The organism is Bacterioplanoides sp. (genome assembly GCF_965226395.1).
GTDB lineage: Bacteria > Pseudomonadota > Gammaproteobacteria > Pseudomonadales > Oceanobacteraceae > Bacterioplanoides.
Genome location: NZ_OZ245358.1, coordinates 2115001 through 2132369, shown reverse-complemented (window position 1 = coordinate 2132369; position 17369 = coordinate 2115001). Strand labels below are relative to the sequence as shown.

The 17369-nt window shown below is 49.4% G+C and carries 15 protein-coding genes and 2 rRNA genes (1 of these 17 running past the window's edge); 3 read left to right on the top strand and 14 right to left on the bottom strand.

The window, feature by feature from the left end:
- Positions 1-68: 68 nt before the first annotated feature.
- The 4 genes from rpsI to ACO05E_RS09750 all read right to left on the bottom strand — a co-directional run bounded on the left by rpsI (position 69) and on the right by ACO05E_RS09750 (position 3178).
- Entirely contained in the window at positions 69-461 is a 393-nt protein-coding gene (rpsI, locus tag ACO05E_RS09765; protein WP_255860818.1) for a 30S ribosomal protein S9, read from the bottom strand.
- 1 nt (position 462) lies between these two features.
- Entirely contained in the window at positions 463-894 is a 432-nt protein-coding gene (gene rplM / locus ACO05E_RS09760; RefSeq protein ID WP_419812744.1) for a 50S ribosomal protein L13, read from the bottom strand.
- Between the two features lie 177 nt (positions 895-1071).
- Positions 1072-1383, bottom strand: coding sequence for a hypothetical protein (locus ACO05E_RS09755; RefSeq protein ID WP_419812743.1), 312 nt, complete (start codon positions 1381-1383; stop codon positions 1072-1074).
- A 208-nt stretch (positions 1384-1591) separates the two neighbouring features.
- Positions 1592-3178, bottom strand: coding sequence for a peptide chain release factor 3 (locus ACO05E_RS09750; protein WP_419812742.1), 1587 nt, complete (start codon positions 3176-3178; stop codon positions 1592-1594).
- A 409-nt stretch (positions 3179-3587) separates the two neighbouring features.
- On the opposite strand from ACO05E_RS09750, the gene ACO05E_RS09745 reads away from it, so the two are divergent.
- Genes ACO05E_RS09745 through ACO05E_RS09735 form a run of 3 tightly spaced genes read left to right on the top strand, consistent with a single transcriptional unit; the run spans position 3588 to position 6916 of the window.
- On the top strand, positions 3588-5003 hold the full coding sequence (locus tag ACO05E_RS09745) for an alanine/glycine:cation symporter family protein (RefSeq protein WP_419812741.1): 1416 nt from the start codon (positions 3588-3590) through the stop codon (positions 5001-5003).
- A gap of 39 nt (positions 5004-5042) precedes the next feature.
- Positions 5043-6329, top strand: a complete 1287-nt coding sequence (locus ACO05E_RS09740) for a hypothetical protein (RefSeq protein ID WP_419812740.1) — start codon at positions 5043-5045, stop codon at positions 6327-6329.
- Positions 6330-6385: 56 nt separating this feature from the next.
- Positions 6386-6916 carry a response regulator transcription factor gene (locus ACO05E_RS09735; protein ID WP_419812739.1) on the top strand — a complete coding sequence of 177 codons (531 nt, stop codon included), beginning with the start codon at positions 6386-6388 and terminating at the stop codon, positions 6914-6916.
- A gap of 12 nt (positions 6917-6928) precedes the next feature.
- Here ACO05E_RS09735 and ACO05E_RS09730 read toward each other — a convergent pair whose 3' ends face one another.
- The 10 genes from ACO05E_RS09730 to ACO05E_RS09685 all read right to left on the bottom strand — a co-directional run.
- Entirely contained in the window at positions 6929-7600 is a 672-nt protein-coding gene (locus ACO05E_RS09730; RefSeq protein WP_419812738.1) for an energy-coupling factor ABC transporter permease, read from the bottom strand.
- Between the two features lie 24 nt (positions 7601-7624).
- Complete coding sequence (rimI, locus tag ACO05E_RS09725) at positions 7625-8062, bottom strand: ribosomal protein S18-alanine N-acetyltransferase (RefSeq protein ID WP_419812737.1); 438 nt, start codon at positions 8060-8062, stop codon at positions 7625-7627.
- Between the two features lie 52 nt (positions 8063-8114).
- Positions 8115-8900, bottom strand: coding sequence for a hypothetical protein (locus tag ACO05E_RS09720; protein ID WP_419812736.1), 786 nt, complete (start codon positions 8898-8900; stop codon positions 8115-8117).
- Between the two features lie 8 nt (positions 8901-8908).
- Positions 8909-10459 carry a 2-isopropylmalate synthase gene (locus ACO05E_RS09715; protein WP_419812735.1) on the bottom strand — a complete coding sequence of 517 codons (1551 nt, stop codon included), beginning with the start codon at positions 10457-10459 and terminating at the stop codon, positions 8909-8911.
- Between the two features lie 97 nt (positions 10460-10556).
- Complete coding sequence (locus tag ACO05E_RS09710) at positions 10557-12920, bottom strand: DUF6160 family protein (protein WP_419812734.1); 2364 nt, start codon at positions 12918-12920, stop codon at positions 10557-10559.
- Between the two features lie 37 nt (positions 12921-12957).
- Entirely contained in the window at positions 12958-13485 is a 528-nt protein-coding gene (locus ACO05E_RS09705; RefSeq protein ID WP_419812733.1) for a hypothetical protein, read from the bottom strand.
- Between the two features lie 35 nt (positions 13486-13520).
- Positions 13521-14573, bottom strand: a complete 1053-nt coding sequence (locus tag ACO05E_RS09700; RefSeq protein ID WP_419812732.1) for a DUF6160 family protein — start codon at positions 14571-14573, stop codon at positions 13521-13523.
- A complete protein-coding gene (locus tag ACO05E_RS09695; protein WP_419812731.1) occupies positions 14566-15531 on the bottom strand; it encodes a hypothetical protein in 966 nt (321 codons plus the stop codon). The genes ACO05E_RS09700 and ACO05E_RS09695 overlap by 8 nt, the downstream gene beginning before the upstream one ends.
- Before the next feature lie 477 nt (positions 15532-16008).
- A 5S ribosomal RNA gene (gene rrf / locus ACO05E_RS09690) occupies positions 16009-16124 on the bottom strand.
- Between the two features lie 143 nt (positions 16125-16267).
- A 23S ribosomal RNA gene (locus ACO05E_RS09685) occupies positions 16268-17369 on the bottom strand; it runs 1786 nt beyond the window's last position.

The window sequence follows — 17369 nt, the reverse complement described above, 5'->3', positions numbered from 1 at the left end:
GCGTCCATTGACATAAGCCAAGGGACGCTTCTTTTCTTCCGAATTCCGTAGTGGAATTGGAGGCAAGCTTAACGCTTGGAGAATTGTGGCTTCTTACGTGCTTTACGCAGACCCACTTTCTTACGCTCAACTTCACGAGCATCACGAGTTACATAACCCGCTGCACGCAGAGATGGACGCAGAGTCTCATCGTATTGCATCAGAGCACGAGTGATACCGTGACGGATAGCACCCGCCTGACCGTTACCACCACCGCCGTTAACATTAACGATGATATCGAATTTCTCTAAGCTTTCGGTCAGCTCCAGAGGCTGGCGAACTACCATACGAGCAGTTTCACGACCGAAGTAAACATCCAGAGGACGCTTGTTAACAACGATGTTACCAGTACCTGGACGTAAGAAAACACGTGCAGTAGAAGTCTTACGACGACCAGTACCGTAGTATTGTTCTGCCATGATCTTATCCTACTTTCAGTTCTTGAGGCTGTTGTGCAGCATGTGGATGCTCATCACCAGCATAAACTTTCATCTTCTTGAACATAGCACGACCCAGAGGGTTCTTAGGCAGCATGCCTTTAACGGCCAGTTCAATAATCTGTTCAGGCTTGTAGTCGATCAGCTTATCAAAAGAGATCGATTTCAGACCACCTGGGTAACCAGTGTGACGGTGATACATTTTATCACTGCCTTTATTGCCGGTTACTTTAACTTTGTCTGCGTTGATAACTACGATGTAATCGCCAGTGTCTACGTGTGGCGTGTACTCAGGTTTGTGCTTGCCTCTCAAATGGCGAGCAACCTCAGTAGCCAGACGACCCAGCGTTTGCTCAGCTGCATCAACTACAAACCATTCACGTTTTACGGTTTCGGGTTTTGCGCTGTAAGTTTTCATCAATTTCTCGCCTTCAAGGGCAGGTTGATTCAAAAGAGGGCGGCATTCTATAGGAAGGGTTTGTCATAAGCAAGCAATATTCGCTCATAAATTCAGCACCGCTGAATTAACCTCATACCGCCCAGAGATGATGGGGAAAATCGACGCATAAAAGCAGGCTCTTATGCGTCAGATCCCTCAATAATGTTCGGGCTCGCGGAACTTTACCAGGCCATAAATCAGCACCAGTAACGTCACCATGATGTCTAGCAGGATAGCCAGCGCCATCATGGTGGAGGTGCCTTCCTGCTGATCATAGCCAGCGGTCTGGCCGATATAAAAGCCACCAGCACACACCAGAAAGCCAATCAGAATACAGGCAACCAGAAAGTAGCCCTTGCCGTCGTCCAGCGTCAGCGTTTCTTCCAGTACCTTTCGTTGCAGCAGAAAATACGCAACAAAACACACAACACCGGCAATCCCCATGCTTACCAAGAAAAATGCAATCATAACCTTTGATCCGATAATTATTTCCCTTGAGCAAGCCTAGTTCAAAGGATCGGAGTCGCAAGTAAGGGAATTGGATCTTCGACAGAAGACCTAACAGGCATCAGATATTTTTTCTCGCCGCGCCGAAGGGCCATCCCTGGCCCTGCCGCGCTACCGCAACATCCTGTTGCTGCTACAAAAATATCTCACGCCAATTAGTCTTGTTAAATCAATGCTCACGGGTAGCGCGGAATTCAATTTCCGGCCAGCGCTCTTCGGTCAGACTCAGGTTCACCCGAGAGGTTGCGATATAGGTTAAATGGCCGCCACCGTCGATCGCCAGATTCTCAGAAGCTTTCTTGCGGAACTCTTCCAGCTTACGTTCGTCGTCACATTGCAACCAACGGGCGGTGTTCACATTCACCGGCTCGTAAATACATTCCACTTTATATTCGTCACGTAAGCGCTGCTGTACCACATCAAACTGCAGCACACCCACCGCACCCAGAATCAGATCGTTGTTATTTAACGGCTGGAATAACTGAGTCGCGCCCTCTTCCGATAACTGCTGCAAACCTTTCTGCAGCTGTTTCATCTTCAGCGGATCTTTTAAACGTACCCGACGAAACAGTTCCGGAGCAAAGTGTGGAATGCCGGTGAATTGTAATTCTTCACCCTGAGTAAAGGTGTCACCAATCTGAATGGTGCCGTGGTTATGCAAACCAATGATCTCACCCGAGATGGCTTCTTCAACATTAGAACGATCACCGGCAAGGAAGGTCACCGCATCGGCTACCTTTACGTCTTTACCAATCCGGGTATGTTTCATCTTCATACCCTTGGAATAGGTGCCGGAGCAGATCCGCATAAAGGCAATACGGTCACGGTGCTTCGGATCCATATTGGCCTGAATTTTAAAGATAAAGCCGGAGAACTTCTCTTCATCAGGCTTCACGGTACGCTGTTTGGTTTCACGCTCAATCGGCGCTGGTGCCCAATCCACGAAGTAATCCAACATTTCACGGATACCGAAGTTGGCCAGTGCGGTACCGAAGAATACCGGTGTCATCTCTCCGGCCAGGTACTGATCCAGATCGAACTCGTAACTGGCACCACGCACCAGTTCCACTTCGTCGATCAATTCATCCACCAGCTCATCACCTAGCTCAGCACGGGCTTCGGCGGAATCAATGCCTTTAATCTGAACATCATCCGGTACCACGGACGCCTGCCCGGGCTGGAATAAATGCACGGTATCCGTGTACAGGTTGTAAACACCACGGAACGCTTTGCCCATTCCAATCGGCCAGGTCACCGGGGCACACTTAATTTTCAGAACGGTTTCGATTTCATCCAGTACTTCGATGTGATCACGAACCTCACGGTCCATCTTATTAATGAAGGTGAAGATCGGCGTATCACGCAGACGACAAACATCCATCAGTTTAATGGTTCGGTCTTCCACACCTTTAGCGCCGTCGATCACCATCAGTACCGAATCCACTGCGGTCAGGGTGCGGTAGGTATCTTCCGAGAAGTCTTCGTGTCCGGGGGTATCGAGCAGATTAACCATGCGCTCTTTATACGGGAACTGCATCACCGAGGTGGTAATCGAGATGCCCCGATCCTGCTCCATCTGCATCCAGTCTGAGGTTGCCATACGGCCGGTCTTTTTACCTTTTACCGTCCCCGCTAACTGAATGGCGTTACCTAACAGCAACAGCTTTTCAGTAATGGTGGTTTTACCCGCATCGGGGTGGGAAATAATGCCGAAAGTACGGCGTTGGCCGACGTCGTTTTTAAAAGCAGAGGACATGAAACACTCTCAAATCAGGTTAGCAGCACAGCTCTGGATGCATTTGGCGGGGCATTGTCGTCGAATACGCGGCAAAGCTCAAACACTGCACCCAGAAAAGCCTGCCAACCAGCGCCGATCAATTGCTCTCATAAAATCAGCCTCTATAGATCTGAGTTATAAAATGCATGCCTGTTAGATCGGAATACCAAAAAAACACGTAGTTATACCTACGAGTGAATACCCAAAAACACGATTAAAGGCCCGGATTCCGCTTCCGCGGCGTACTATTTCTATTGGTTGTGATAGCCTCCCGCGCCTTCAAAAAAGCGCCTATTCTATATGGGCGTTCATATTTCGCCCGGATTAATCAGCAAACGCCTCAGGCTTGTCTGGTTATCCGATTCTTTTCGATCAATTTGAGGTCTGTATGGAATCAATCATCAGTGCAATTAATTCCCTGGTTTGGGGCCAATTAATGGTTCCCCTGCTGTTAGGGGTTGGCATTATGTTTTCGTTGCGCCTGCGCTTTATTCAACTGCGCCGCTTTAAGCATATGTTTTCGATTTTATTCAGCGGCAAAGGAAAGGATAACTTTGGTATTTCGCCGTTTCAGGCATTGTGTACGTCCTTAGCGTCCCGGGTCGGAACCGGTAACTTAGCCGGTGTGGCTGTCGCTCTGTATGTTGGTGGTGCCGGTGCTATTTTCTGGATGTGGATGACCGCTTTATTAGGTATGGCAACCGGTTACGCCGAAAGTGCATTAGCGCAGTTATACAAAACCCAGGATGATCAGGGCACCTATCGCGGTGGTCCGGCTTATTATATTGAACGTGGTCTGGGTCAACGCTGGATGGGCATGCTGTTCGCCGTCCTGCTGATTATTTCATTCGGTTTTGTATTTAACGCGGTACAGGCAAACTCCATCGCCGTTGCCATGCACAGCGCTTTTGGCATTGATACTCTGACAACAGGTCTGGTGATAGCCGCGTTATCTGCCATTGTTATTTTTGGCGGCATTCATTCCATTGCCCGCGCCGCTGAAACCCTGGTACCGCTAATGGCGCTGGTTTATCTGATGGTAGCCTTGTCAGTGGTTGCAATGCACTACGATAAAGTACCGGCCATGTTCGCGCAGATCTTCAACAGCGCCTTTGGTTTGGAACAAGCCGCAGGCGGTATCATGGGTGGCTTGATGGTAGCCTTATTAAATGGTGTGAAGCGCGGTTTGTATTCTAACGAAGCCGGCATGGGCAGCGCCCCGAACGCAGCGGCCAGTGCCGCTCCTAACCCACACCATCCGGCGTCACAGGGTTTTGTGCAGTCTTTGGGTGTCTTTATCGACACCATTATTATCTGTACCTGTACCGCGCTGGTGATTCTGCTGTCGGGTGTGATGGAACACGGTAATGGCGTGAGTGGTGTTGAGTTAACTCAAGCTGCGCTGGATGCAACACTGGGCGGCGGTGGTAAAGCACTGGTGGCGATTGCCATTCTGTTCTTTGCCTTTACCTCGATCATTGGTAACTACATGTACGCAGAGAGCAACCTGATCTACCTGATGGGTAACCGTTACGTGAAACCGTTACTGATGGTGGTGCGTGTTCTGGTTATTGGCATGGTGATCTGGGGTGCGCTGGAAAAAGTCGGCATCGTCTGGGATGCGGCGGATGCGTCAATGGGCCTGATGGCCATGGTTAACCTGGTCGCTCTGATCCTGCTGTCGGGTGTGGTGATTAAACTGACCCGCGATTACGAGCAGCAGCTGAATCAGAAGCAGGTTCCACAATTTACTAATACCGATGACTACCCGGGGCAGATTGACCAGACCATCTGGCGAAAATAACCTCAGGTAAAAGTGCTTTCATGCCGTTATACTGGCGGCATGAATCACGACCTCGACCTTGTTCTGCAACGCCTGTCCTGGCTGCGCTTATCCATCGCCTCTGTCTGGCTGATCTTTCTTGGCTACCTGCAATATCAGGGATTTGGTCAACTCTCGGTGGCGTGGTTACTGCTGGCGTTGTATATGCCACTGTTATTAATCAGTGGCTGGCAAGGTCAACGCAGCCAGTTTGCTCAGCATCAGCCCATCAAAGACTGGCATCTGTTATTACACCTGGCGTTTGAAACCCAGCTCTTAACCGGCCTGCTGTTTTTTACCGGCGGGGCAACCAACCCGTTTATCTCTTATTTTCTGGTGTTACTGGTGTTTGCCGCTTACAGCCTGAGTACCAGTATGGCGTTGTGGGTTGCGCTCTTATGTATTGCCGATTACAGCGCGTTAACTCAGTGGTACCAGCCGTTAATGGCTGAGGGTCATAACCACGCTTTAGGCGGGCATTCATTATTCGACTGGCATTTGGCCGGTATGTGGCTGACGTTTGTGATCAGCGCCGTCATTGTCATTACTTTTATTCCTATGCTGCTGAAAGCCCGCCAACAACAGCAAAAAGAAATTCAGCAGTTACGAGAACAGCAACTCAAAAACGAACAGCTGATTGGTATTGCCACACTGGCCGCCGGTACCGCTCATGAGATGGGCACGCCCTTAATGACCATGAATATGCTGCTTGAGGATCTGGCATTACAGCCCGACCAGCCACTGGCGGCTGACGATCTGTCGTTATTGCAGGAGCAGGTCAATCAGTGTCGCCAATCCCTGCAGCAACTGACGCAAGCTGGCCGTCAGGCAAATCACTCCAATTCTGAAGCATCATTTGGCCAGCACGAAGCAACACGCTGGGTGACATCCTTATTGCACCGCTGGCGTCTGAGCCATCCCAATGCCCGCTGGGTGGATAAGGGCCTTGATGTTCCGGCAACACTGGCGGCATCACCCTTACTCGATCAGGCGTTGTTAAACCTGCTAGATAATGCTGCAGAAGCCGGACAGCAACCCATTGAGCTTTGCGCCTCACGACAGAAGCAATTCTGGGTACTGGATATTCTGCAACCCGACCCTCAGGCCGCCTCGCAATTAAGCCAAACCCCACTTAATTCACACACCTTATTTAACAGCAATAAAGAGCATGGCATGGGCATTGGTTTGTATCTCAGCAATGCCAGTGTGGAGCAATTTGGTGGTCGTGTGTTATTAACCGCGCTGGATAATGGTGCCAGCTTATGCCAGATTCAGTTGCCGCTCATGGCATCTAATTCAGATACCTAACCTGAGCACTTAACCCAGGCACTTAATTAAGCATCCAGGCAGACAAAGCAGAACGTATGAATAAACCAGACATTTTAGTGATTGATGATGATCTGCATTTTACTCAGGTGTTATGTCGCAGCCTGCAGCGTCAGGGCCATCAATGCTGGTCGGCTGAAACCACAGAACAGGCCTTGTCACTGGCTCAGCAACACACGCCGCAATGGATCACGTTGGATCTGCGTCTGGAAAAAGACTCCGGGCTAACGCTGATTGAGCCGTTAACCACCCTGCTGCCCAACGCCCGTATTGTGATGCTCACCGGTTACGCCAGTATTCCAACGGCGGTCGAAGCGGTTAAGTTAGGCGCGTATAACTACCTGCATAAACCCGCAACATTGCAGGAATTATTAAATGCCTTTTCAGACGCACCACAAGTGACGGAGACAGAAGACACTCCCGAGGTAATGTCGGTAGAGCGGATGGAGTGGGAACATATTCAGCGTGTTTTAAATGAGAATGAGGGCAATATTTCAGCAACAGCACGGGCGCTGAATATGCATCGTCGAACTCTGCAACGAAAGCTGCAGAAATACGCGCCGCGCTAGCGACAGCAGCGATTAGCGAAAATAAGAGTCTTCATCGAAGGTGCTTAACCAGCGTGGATGGAACACCACCATACCGGTGATAAACATTCCATTCACCACCCCTTCCGGAAACATCATCAGCGGCAAATAGCGTAAATAATCACGCCACAGAATATCGGGAGTGTATAACTCCATCGCCAGCAATAACGCACTGCGGATAATATCGGTAAACGCATGGGTAAAACCGGCGTTAAAAAATCCAGCCACCAGAATATAAACAAACGGGTTATGGGTCATGCGCCGGTATACCAGCAGATGGAAGCCGTAGCTGAACATCACGGGTAACGCACTGAAAAATACGTACTGATACGCCAATTCCTGCCAGATAAATTTACCCGCCAGTAACATCAGCAACTGAACAAAAAACGCGGCTAATAAAGCCAGCTGCCAGCCCATCATCAGGGTGAGCGCGGTATAGCCCAGAATATGAAATTCAATACCCGGCTGAATACCCGCCCGTAAATACCAGAACACCGACACCACCAGCACACTGCCCCAGAACATATGCTGCACCGCGCGGTTTGCCTGAATCGCAGGCCAGTTCACCTGACGAATAGCAGCCACCAGCAGCAACACCCCCATAACCGTGCTGAAAATCAGTAATTCATTGGGAATCATTAATGCACGATCGGAGGTTTCGTTCATAGCATCATGCCCGGCCAGGTCGGTTCAGAGTAGCGGTAGCGCAAAGAGTAACGCATCTTCGCGCCCGGTAGCCGTCGGATAATAACTCCGCCGTCGCCCGGTTTCACAAAAGCCCAGGTATTCATACAGAGCAATGGCCGTGCTATTACTTTCCCGCACTTCAAGAAATAACTGCTCAGCCGCAGCGGCGCTGGCCACCTCAATCACCTGTTGCGCCATTTGTTTGCCAAATCCATTCCCCTGGTAATCCGGATGTACAGCAATGGTTAATAATTCGGCCTGATCGGCAATCACGGACACCACAGCATGAGCAACAACACGCTGTTGATATTCCAGCACCCAGCAGACATTGGGTTTGGCCAGATAACGCTGCATGATACTGGCCGCCCAGGGGTGTGAATGCGCCGCCTGCTCAACCTGCATCATGGTTTCTAAATCGGATTGTTCTGCCGCACGAATCACAATACGTTTCTCACCTTGCTCGATACCTTACCTTGCCCGATGCTTTGCTGCGCTACAGCACGGAACCTTGTTGGAGCAGCATGTGCCATAAACGCCGTTTTTCTGCCGGGGTTTCTAACACCTGATTCAGATTGGCCGCCCAGAAGCTGTTATTACCACTCATATCAGCACCAGCCTGCGGCAGCCAGTGCTGACAGTTGTCCCCAAAGGCGATGATGTAGCGCGCTCCTTGTGTGGCAAAATGCTGCCACTGAGCCGTCAGTGCCTGAACGGCCACCGCCCGGCTTTGATCATGATGACTGGATTCAATAAACGGCCAGCGGAACGTCAACGGTGCCTGCATCATATCCAGCGGTTGCTGCATCCCCGCCATCACCCGATAAGCAAAGCGCATCATGGCATCCAGCGTCTGAGCATCCTGACATACCCAGACACCGTGCTGACCCACGCGTAAGAAATGTAATTCAAACCGAGGTGGAGTCAGGTCTGCCGTTTCTGTTTTAGCCGTTTCTGTTTTAGCCGTCTCGGCCACGGTAACAGCCGTTTCCAGCGCGTCATTCGCTTCAGTGCGTTGGGATACGTCTGGTTTATTCGAGGTTGAGGTATTCGCAGCGCTACGAGACTGCTGTGCAGCATCGCCTACGGCCAACAACTCGGCTGCCATCACCGGTGGAATATGATGACTTTGCGCCAGTTGTTCCACTTCCTGATGGGAGTGATGGTTAACAGCTTCAGTGGGCAACCAACGCGGCTGCGGTGCATGTTCCAGCGCACTGCGGGGCATCCACTGAGTGATGCCCATGGCCTGTAAATAATCGAGCCGCGTTTGTTCCAGCATAGGGAAAATTAAACGCCGTCAGCTTGAGGGTGCTGACGCTCAGCATCCCCTTCCAACAGGTTCAGTGCGTGGATATAGGCTTTGGCCGAGGCAATCACGATATCGGTATCCGCACCGTTGCCGTTCACAATACGACCGCCTTTCTCCAGACGTACGGTGACTTCACCCTGAGAGTCGGTGCCCTCAGTAATAGCATTCACGGAATACAACAGCAGATTAGCGCCAGACTGAGCCACGGCTTCAATCGCTTTAAATGACGCATCAACCGGACCGCTGCCATCGGATTTGTTTTTAAACTCTTCACCGTTACGGCTGACAACCACTTCCGATACAGGGGTTTCACCCGTGGCTGAGTGGCTTTCCAGCGACACAAGCTTATAGCGATCTTCTACCGCAGCCGCTTTGGCTTCAGACACCAGCGCCTGTAAATCTTCATCAAAGATTTCATGTTTTTTATCGGCCAGATCTTTAAAACGAGCAAAAGCTTCGTTCAGCGCTGCATCGGTATCAAAGGTCACACCCAGCTCTTCCAGGCGGCTACGGAACGCTGCACGACCAGAGTGCTTACCCATCACCATTTTGTTGGCACCCCAACCTACGTCTTCGGCTTTCATAATCTCGTAGGTTTCACGATGTTTCAGAACGCCGTCCTGGTGGATGCCCGATTCATGAGCAAAAGCGTTAGCACCGACAATGGCTTTGTTCGGCTGTACCGGGAAGCCGGTAATGGAAGACACCAAACGAGAAGTCGGAACGATGTGTGTGGTATCAATACCGGTTTCGATATTAAACAGGTCATGACGGGTACGGGTTGCCATCACCAGCTCTTCCAGTGAAGCATTACCGGCACGTTCGCCCAGACCATTGATGGTACATTCCACCTGACGCGCACCATTGGCAACCGCAGCCAGCGAGTTAGCCACCGCCAGACCTAAGTCGTTATGGCAATGCACGGAGAAGATGGCTTTATCGGAATTCGGAATGCGCTCTAACAGGGTTTTGATTTTATAGCCGAACTCTTCCGGAATGGCATAACCCACGGTATCCGGAATATTGATGGTGGAGGCACCGGCATTGATGGCCGCTTCAATAATACGGCATAAGAAATCGTCTTCAGAACGACCAGCATCTTCACACGAAAATTCAACGTCTTCGACAAAACCACGGGCTTTCTTAACCGCATATACCGCCTGCTCGATAACCTGGTCCGGCTCCATCCGCAACTTATATTGCATATGAATCGGCGAGGTCGCGATAAAGGTATGAATACGGGCACGCTCTGCTTGCTTCAGCGCCGCGGCTGCATGCTCTAAATCACGATCAACCGCACGCGCCAGCGAGCAAATGGTGCTTTCGCGGACATTCGCCGCTACCGCCTGAATGGCTTCAAAATCGCCCGGGCTGGCCGCAGCAAAACCGGCTTCGATCACATCCACACGCATTTTTTCTAATGCTTTACCAATGCGGATCTTTTCGTCTTTGGTCATGGATGCGCCAGGACTCTGTTCCCCATCGCGCATCGTGGTATCAAAAATGACCAAACGATCTTGCTGACTCATGTGCTGCTCCACTGCTAATCACGAATAAAATATCGCGCCATTATACGCGCGATACCGTGATTCTGCAGCAGAGTGATGTGGGATTCGCGGTTAAATATCAGCGAATCGGAGTGGCTGTCAGGTTGGTGGTGACATTAAAATTCTGCAGTACCGCTCCCGATACAATGGTTTGTGGTGCAACCACATCCGGGTGCTTCAGCTGAATCTGATTAATTTCAAAATCTTTAAACGACACATTACCCTGCACCGCAAAACCCAGCGGCCGTAGCTGTTGCTGCTCTGCTGTTGGATTCGCTACATAGGTGTAGTCAACCCGGGAATCATCGTTATAAATCAGCTCATCTCCAACATTACCATCGATTCCTAAATCATCCGGGCCACTGCTTTTTTTCAACACCCGGGTCTCAAACACATCAATATTCAGATTGGCGCGGAAACCGTAGTCGTTGCTATCAGCAGTACCTAAGCCATCATTGGTGCTATAGCCATCAAAAATAAGCTGAGTGCCAGTACCGTTAACCGGGTTTCCGGCAACACGATCACGGTTGTTTTCCCAGGTCAGGCGGTTACGGGCGGTCGAGCCATCGCTGGTTAGTCCTTCGGGTGCAAAAGCCGCTTTTAAGGCAACGGTTAACCCTTCATTACCACGGTCTTCCCAGCGCCCACCAGCGGCACTACAGCCTCCGGCACTGGAGGCGTTGGCACCAACACACACGGCACCGGCACCACCCGGGTTAATGGTTAATGATGAACCTTTCTCAAAGCGCTCCAGTACGACACGTCCAACACTGGTTCCGGTTGTACGATCCCCCCAGCGCAAGTCATCAATATCCATCGTGCTCCACTGCTCTGTACGATTAACACTTAAACCAGAGTCACTGACATCCACCTGAAAGCCGCGCAAGTGAATATCGTAGTCGACACCTGTGGCCCAAACCCCTTGGCCATTTTCATCAATCGACAAGCCGATATTACTGTTGGAAAATAAATAATCGCCATCCACCTGAATGCCACCACCACTCACACCACCTGCGGTGATCAAAGTGTAGCCATCCAGCGTGAAGTCCATCGCCTGAAACACCTCGAGTGTCAGCAATAATTCAGCGCCACCCTGTAAAGGTGCATCTCGGTTGCCAACTTTTAAACCATCAATACTGTAACTGCCACGAACCTGATTAAGCCCGACAGCAATAGCCGATTTATTGAGTGTGGACGGGTTATTATCATGATCAAACTGGCGTAGATCCAAAGTCGCAGCGCCCGAGCCATAGCTATCAAAGCCGCTGAAAATAACGGTACGGTTGTTATCGATATAAGCGACATTACCACTCTGAAGGTTCCAGCTAGCAATGACGGATAAGCCCTCACTCTCATCGGTTAAACCAGAGTAAAACCGTTGTGCATATTCGCGGCTACCACGTCCGTCTCCGAGTTCGTTATCAGAAGGCAAGGTAGAGAAATCCGGCTGATGGATTCCCGGAAGCAAGCGTACCAAATTACTGAAGTTAAATTGTCCTCTAGCACCATCCGTAAATAAGAAATCCAGCTGAATGGCACCCACCGGATTCACCTCATCACCAATCATAATGCGGTCAGCATTAAAAGCACCGCTCAGCGAATCAAAGCCCAGTAATAAACTGTCGTTCTCAATATCCAATGTCAGATTCGAGACATTCAGAGAACCATTAAAGTCCCCCATAAACAGGTCATTGCCATCGTCGGTAAAACGAACAAAGTTATCCGGGTTCTGCAAAATATTAATATTGGCGTCCAGACTGATCCCTTCCGACCCCAAACGCCCTCCGGCAAATAATTGCGCATCACCTGATAATGCTAATTCGCCGGAAAATGTCCCCAGTGAAACGTCTCCCAGCTTGAGGCCACCCGATGAAAAAGAATAAGCGAATTCTTCCAGGTCAAAGTTCAGGCCCGTTTGATTACCACGAACCGCTTCACCAATGCCCAGGCGGGTAATATTGGCGTTAAAGCCAATATCATCGAAACTTAATGAACTACCATTGGTACTCCAGACGAGTTCAGCATCCGAGATAGCCGTTTGAAATGAGCCTTCCAGATAGTTATCAGGATCGCTCGAAGGACCAATACGAACCAGGCTGTTACCACTGTAATCCAGTTGATATTGCCCAACACTGCCGCTCGAATCATTAATTCGAACTGCGCCGACCGTCACCCGGGTAGGATCCACCTCAGTGGAAATTCTCAGGGTGCCATCCGCTTCAATATCCACCTTCTGACGAGTTAATACCGCCTGAGATATATCCGCTTGCTGGCCGATACGAATATCCTGCACCTGCAGTTGATTGCCATCCTGAATATAAGCCAGTTCATCAATCGTCAGCGCAGCTGATGTATCAATCGATATACCAGCCTGACCTGTTACCGTTTCCAACTCGGTATCACTGATGGGCTTTAGTCCTGCAGCCGCTGGTAAAACCAGCATAAGTATCGTCAACGGAGAAAGGCGGATAAGCATCTCACTAATCTCCTGTTGGGAAAATCAATGCGTTGCCTTGTAAATTAGCAACACCATTAATGGTCAGGGTGACAATATCAACTTGCTGATAATTGCTATCCGTCGGGCGTGGCCCACTGGCACCAGCCAGAGTTAAAGAAGCATCTTCGTAATCCAGCTGGTTAGGCAAACCAACCTCAAAAACATCTTCATTAAACTGATTACCATCACCATTAAAGCCGTCGGTAATTTTCCGGGTTCTCAGAGTCAGACCTTCAAACGAAAAACGACCACGAATATTATCCAGAATTAACCAGCCACGCCCGCCACCGGTATTGAGTGCCAAACGAGCACCGCAGCGGCGATCCGCATTATTCGCAGAGCAGTTCACCTGCCAGTTATGATTATTCTGCGCCGGGCCATCCAGGTTTAATGGCCCACCATTTTCATTAATTGTTAAATCACCGGTTAAATAAACGCCACCCTGACCAGACGTTGCTGACATCTCTTCGGCCGACATAGGTTCCAGCGCAGTAACAGGGAACGAGAACATCAGAACACTTATTATTATTGTTTTATATAGAGTCATTACAGATCCCTGCTGGTGACTTTCAGATACTGAATTTGTAGATTGGATATCGTCGTGCTACCAAAACTCTGGTTACCCACCCGAACATCATCAATATAAATGTTAGCTTTTGGCCCGTTATCATAAAAATCGGCAAAACCTGCGCGATTATTACAATTACCAGAGCTATTTAACTGACAGGTATCCGCTCGGTCTCGGCCACCAATCAACAGCTCAAAATTACCATCATCGCGAACTTCAAATTCAACCGCTTGACGATCGCCATAGCCCAGTTCGGCCTCCAGTACCAGATCATCAAACACCACACTGTTACCGGCATTTGTACCATCTGGATTGGCGGCAAAAATAGTCAGGTCATCTGCGTATAAATTGATGGCCAGATTACCCACCATACGATTGTTGTCTCCCCATAAACGAACATGGGAGCCATCCAGTGCAACGCCAGTTGCATGGGTTTCCAGGGATTGCTGACGTGTGCCGTCAATGTTCAGATCAAAACGGGTACCGAAGTCAGCCAGTTCCGAGCTGCGGGAACTTAAACCAGACAGGTTAATGCCCGTCACGCCCTGAGAGCGTTGCTGACAAGAGAATCCACTGCCACAGCGACGTGAGCGTGTACGAAAGTCCTGATTTAACAGGCTATTCGTGTTTAAACGACTGGGAGCGGCCAGTTCAAGAACCGCTTTATCGTCAATACCAATCTCGTCGCCATCCAGCAGATTGATCTGGTAGGGGTATAGTAATCGGCCAAGGTTTACGCCATTGCCAATAACATTCTCCCCCTGATTACTGCCACTACCGGCAATGTAAAACTGGGACACACTAAGAACAACATTACGGCCATCTGAGGTTTGCAGGCCACTGATATCGAGCTGGTTATTATTCGCTCCAGCAATATTCTGGCCCGCCTCAAAAGCAAAGTCTTCCAGAACAATCGCCAGACCGGCTCCCGTCACCTGATCCATCTCGAAATCATCAAGTGACTGCAGTTCAGCGGAGGCAGAAAAGGTCACTGCACCCACTGATAAAGCTGAAAAAATTAACTTAATCAAAATAAGGATCCAGTAGTTTGGTACGAACACGGGGAATGCCATTAAAGGACTGTTCAAAGTCCACAACAATCCCACCGTTAGGGATATTGACGTAAGCACCAGATACCGTTCGTGTGCTTGTATTTCCATCTATCCAGGTAATTGGTTGAGACTGAAAAGAAACGAACAACCCCTCTGCCGGTGCGTTATCACTGCCAATTTGTAATGTATTAAAATTTCCCAAATCGAAGCAGGTTGAGAGCCCTAATACAGCACAGTTATTTGAGCCAAATAATCCAAGCAAGAAGTCACTCAAACGCCCTAAGTTACAACCAGATTCACACTGTAATGTTTCTCCATTAGCAACACCTACAGAACTGGCTCTGACGTTAGTTGGGTTTCCGGAACCATCAACTAAAACGGCGTCGGCCCGCAAACGTGTATTTCGGCTCACCCCGGCCAGAAATAAAAGGCCTTGCTGAAAAAAGTTAGCTTCATCATAGATAGGGCTGGCGCTACCGACGACATCAACTTCGATATTACCAGTGAGTGATTCAATATTGCCTGACAGACTTCCCTGAGCTCCGGAAAAGCCAAAACGAACGCCAACAACATTCTGACGGCCACTTTGATCTTCATCAAAAGCCACCTCCAGAAAAGGATCGGTTATGTTAAATGGATTAATAGAACCATCATCATTGACACTACCAAGAGCAAAGTCGTTAATCCGGATATCTGAACCTGCCTGACCGTTTCGACTGTAGTTGCCTAAATCAACCAAATCCGCATTCAGAGAGGTTTCAACGTTTAAGCCAAAGGTAATCTTGGTAAAGTCCAGCCCACCAACATTTTCAGTGCGGTCAAACTGAATAAATGCCTGGCCAACCTGATCACCAAGCTCTTCATCATCCATTGGCTGTAATGCAGCATGCGCATTCAGCAGCGGAACTAAAAGAAGTACAGATAAAAAACGATACACAGGACACTCCAAATTAATGGAATTGTCGCCCGATCCGGGATAAGACTCGGAGAATAAAGATGCGGTGACAATTTATTTTTATATTTATTTAGTCCTGACAGGATAAGAAATAACCAAATTCATTCAAGCTAAATTAAGAGCACCATAGTACCACTTTCAAAGTAATACTTATTGGATAAACCAATCATCAAGTAAGGGACATAAATAGAGTAGTAACACACTTCTTTTTTATTGTGCTTTGGCAGCTTAATAGTAGATAAAAGGAATGAATTAATAAAAAGAAGGAAATACTGTCGCAATGAGGGACTAAATCAGTGATTGTCTCAGGCATTCAACAATTGAGGACTGTTTTCTTAAATAAGAGACAATAGTCTTACAAGTACGTCCGTGTAAGCTCGTTGCCCGAAGGATTGGGTGCAGGAAAGCCAAAACGAGAAAAGCCCTGACCATTTACATGATCAGGGCTTTTAAATAAGAGCTTGACGATGACCTACTCTCACATGGGGAAGCCCCACACTACCATCGGCGATACTGCGTTTCACTTCTGAGTTCGGAATGGATTCAGGTGGTTCCACAGCTCTATTGTCGTCAAGCAAAGCTTGTTGCGTCGTGATTGTCTTACGCGTTCTGCAATCATTCAGCTAATAGGTTGGATACATGAGTATTTTGATTCTCTTGCGAACCTTGCGGTGCTTATATTCTTTGGCTTGTTAACACCACCAAGTTTGGGTGTTATATGGTCAAGCCTCACGGGCAATTAGTACAAGTTAGCTCAACGCCTCACAACGCTTACACACCTTGCCTATCAACCAGGTAGTCTTCCTGGGCCCTTTAGGGAGCTCGAAGCTCCAGTGAGATCTCATCTTGAAGGGGGCTTCCCGCTTAGATGCTTTCAGCGGTTATCCTGTCCGAACGTAGCTACCGGGCAATGCCATTGGCATGACAACCCGAACACCAGAGGTTCGTCCACTCCGGTCCTCTCGTACTAGGAGCAGCTCTTCTCAAATCTCAAACGCCCACGGCAGATAGGGACCGAACTGTCTCACGACGTTCTAAACCCAGCTCGCGTACCACTTTAAATGGCGAACAGCCATACCCTTGGGACCGGCTTCAGCCCCAGGATGTGATGAGCCGACATCGAGGTGCCAAACACCGCCGTCGATGTGAACTCTTGGGCGGTATCAGCCTGTTATCCCCGGAGTACCTTTTATCCGTTGAGCGATGGCCCTTCCATACAGAACCACCGGATCACTATGACCTACTTTCGTACCTGCTCGACGTGTCTGTCTCGCAGTTAAGCCGGCTTATGCCATTGCACTAACCTCCTGATGTCCGACCAGGATTAGCCGACCTTCGTGCTCCTCCGTTACTCTTTGGGAGGAGACCGCCCCAGTCAAACTACCCACCACACAGTGTCCTCGATCCAGATAATGGACCTGAGTTAGAACCCCAAATTGACCAGGCTGGTATTTCAAGATTGGCTCCACGCTAACTGGCGTTAACGCTTCAAAGCCTCCCAGCTATCCTACACAAGACAATTCAAAGTTCACTGTGAAGCTATAGTAAAGGTTCACGGGGTCTTTCCGTCTAGCCGCGGGAACGCAGCATCTTAACTGCGAATTCAATTTCACTGAGTCTCGGGTGGAGACAGTGTGGCCGTCGTTACGCCATTCGTGCAGGTCGGAACTTACCCGACAAGGAATTTCGCTACCTTAGGACCGTTATAGTTACGGCCGCCGTTTACCGGGGCTTCGATCAAGAGCTTCGCCGAAGCTAACCCCATCAATTAACCTTCCGGCACCGGGCAGGCGTCACACCCTATACGTCCACTTTCGTGT

Bases quoted from the DNA above. Each gene is read 5' to 3' on its own strand.
- ACO05E_RS09720 (WP_419812736.1), bottom strand. From the start codon at position 8,900: ATGCTGGAACAAACGCGGCTCGATTATTTACAGGCCATGGGCATCACT.
- rplM (WP_419812744.1), bottom strand. From the start codon at position 894: ATGAAAACTTACAGCGCAAAACCCGAAACCGTAAAACGTGAATGGTTT.
- ACO05E_RS09750 (WP_419812742.1), bottom strand. From the start codon at position 3,178: ATGTCCTCTGCTTTTAAAAACGACGTCGGCCAACGCCGTACTTTCGGC.
- ACO05E_RS09730 (WP_419812738.1), bottom strand. From the start codon at position 7,600: ATGAACGAAACCTCCGATCGTGCATTAATGATTCCCAATGAATTACTG.
- ACO05E_RS09755 (WP_419812743.1), bottom strand. From the start codon at position 1,383: ATGATTGCATTTTTCTTGGTAAGCATGGGGATTGCCGGTGTTGTGTGT.
- ACO05E_RS09740 (WP_419812740.1), top strand. From the start codon at position 5,043: ATGAATCACGACCTCGACCTTGTTCTGCAACGCCTGTCCTGGCTGCGC.
- ACO05E_RS09710 (WP_419812734.1), bottom strand. From the start codon at position 12,920: ATGCTGGTTTTACCAGCGGCTGCAGGACTAAAGCCCATCAGTGATACC.
- ACO05E_RS09735 (WP_419812739.1), top strand. From the start codon at position 6,386: ATGAATAAACCAGACATTTTAGTGATTGATGATGATCTGCATTTTACT.
- ACO05E_RS09705 (WP_419812733.1), bottom strand. From the start codon at position 13,485: ATGTTCTCGTTCCCTGTTACTGCGCTGGAACCTATGTCGGCCGAAGAG.
- ACO05E_RS09745 (WP_419812741.1), top strand. From the start codon at position 3,588: ATGGAATCAATCATCAGTGCAATTAATTCCCTGGTTTGGGGCCAATTA.
- ACO05E_RS09715 (WP_419812735.1), bottom strand. From the start codon at position 10,459: ATGAGTCAGCAAGATCGTTTGGTCATTTTTGATACCACGATGCGCGAT.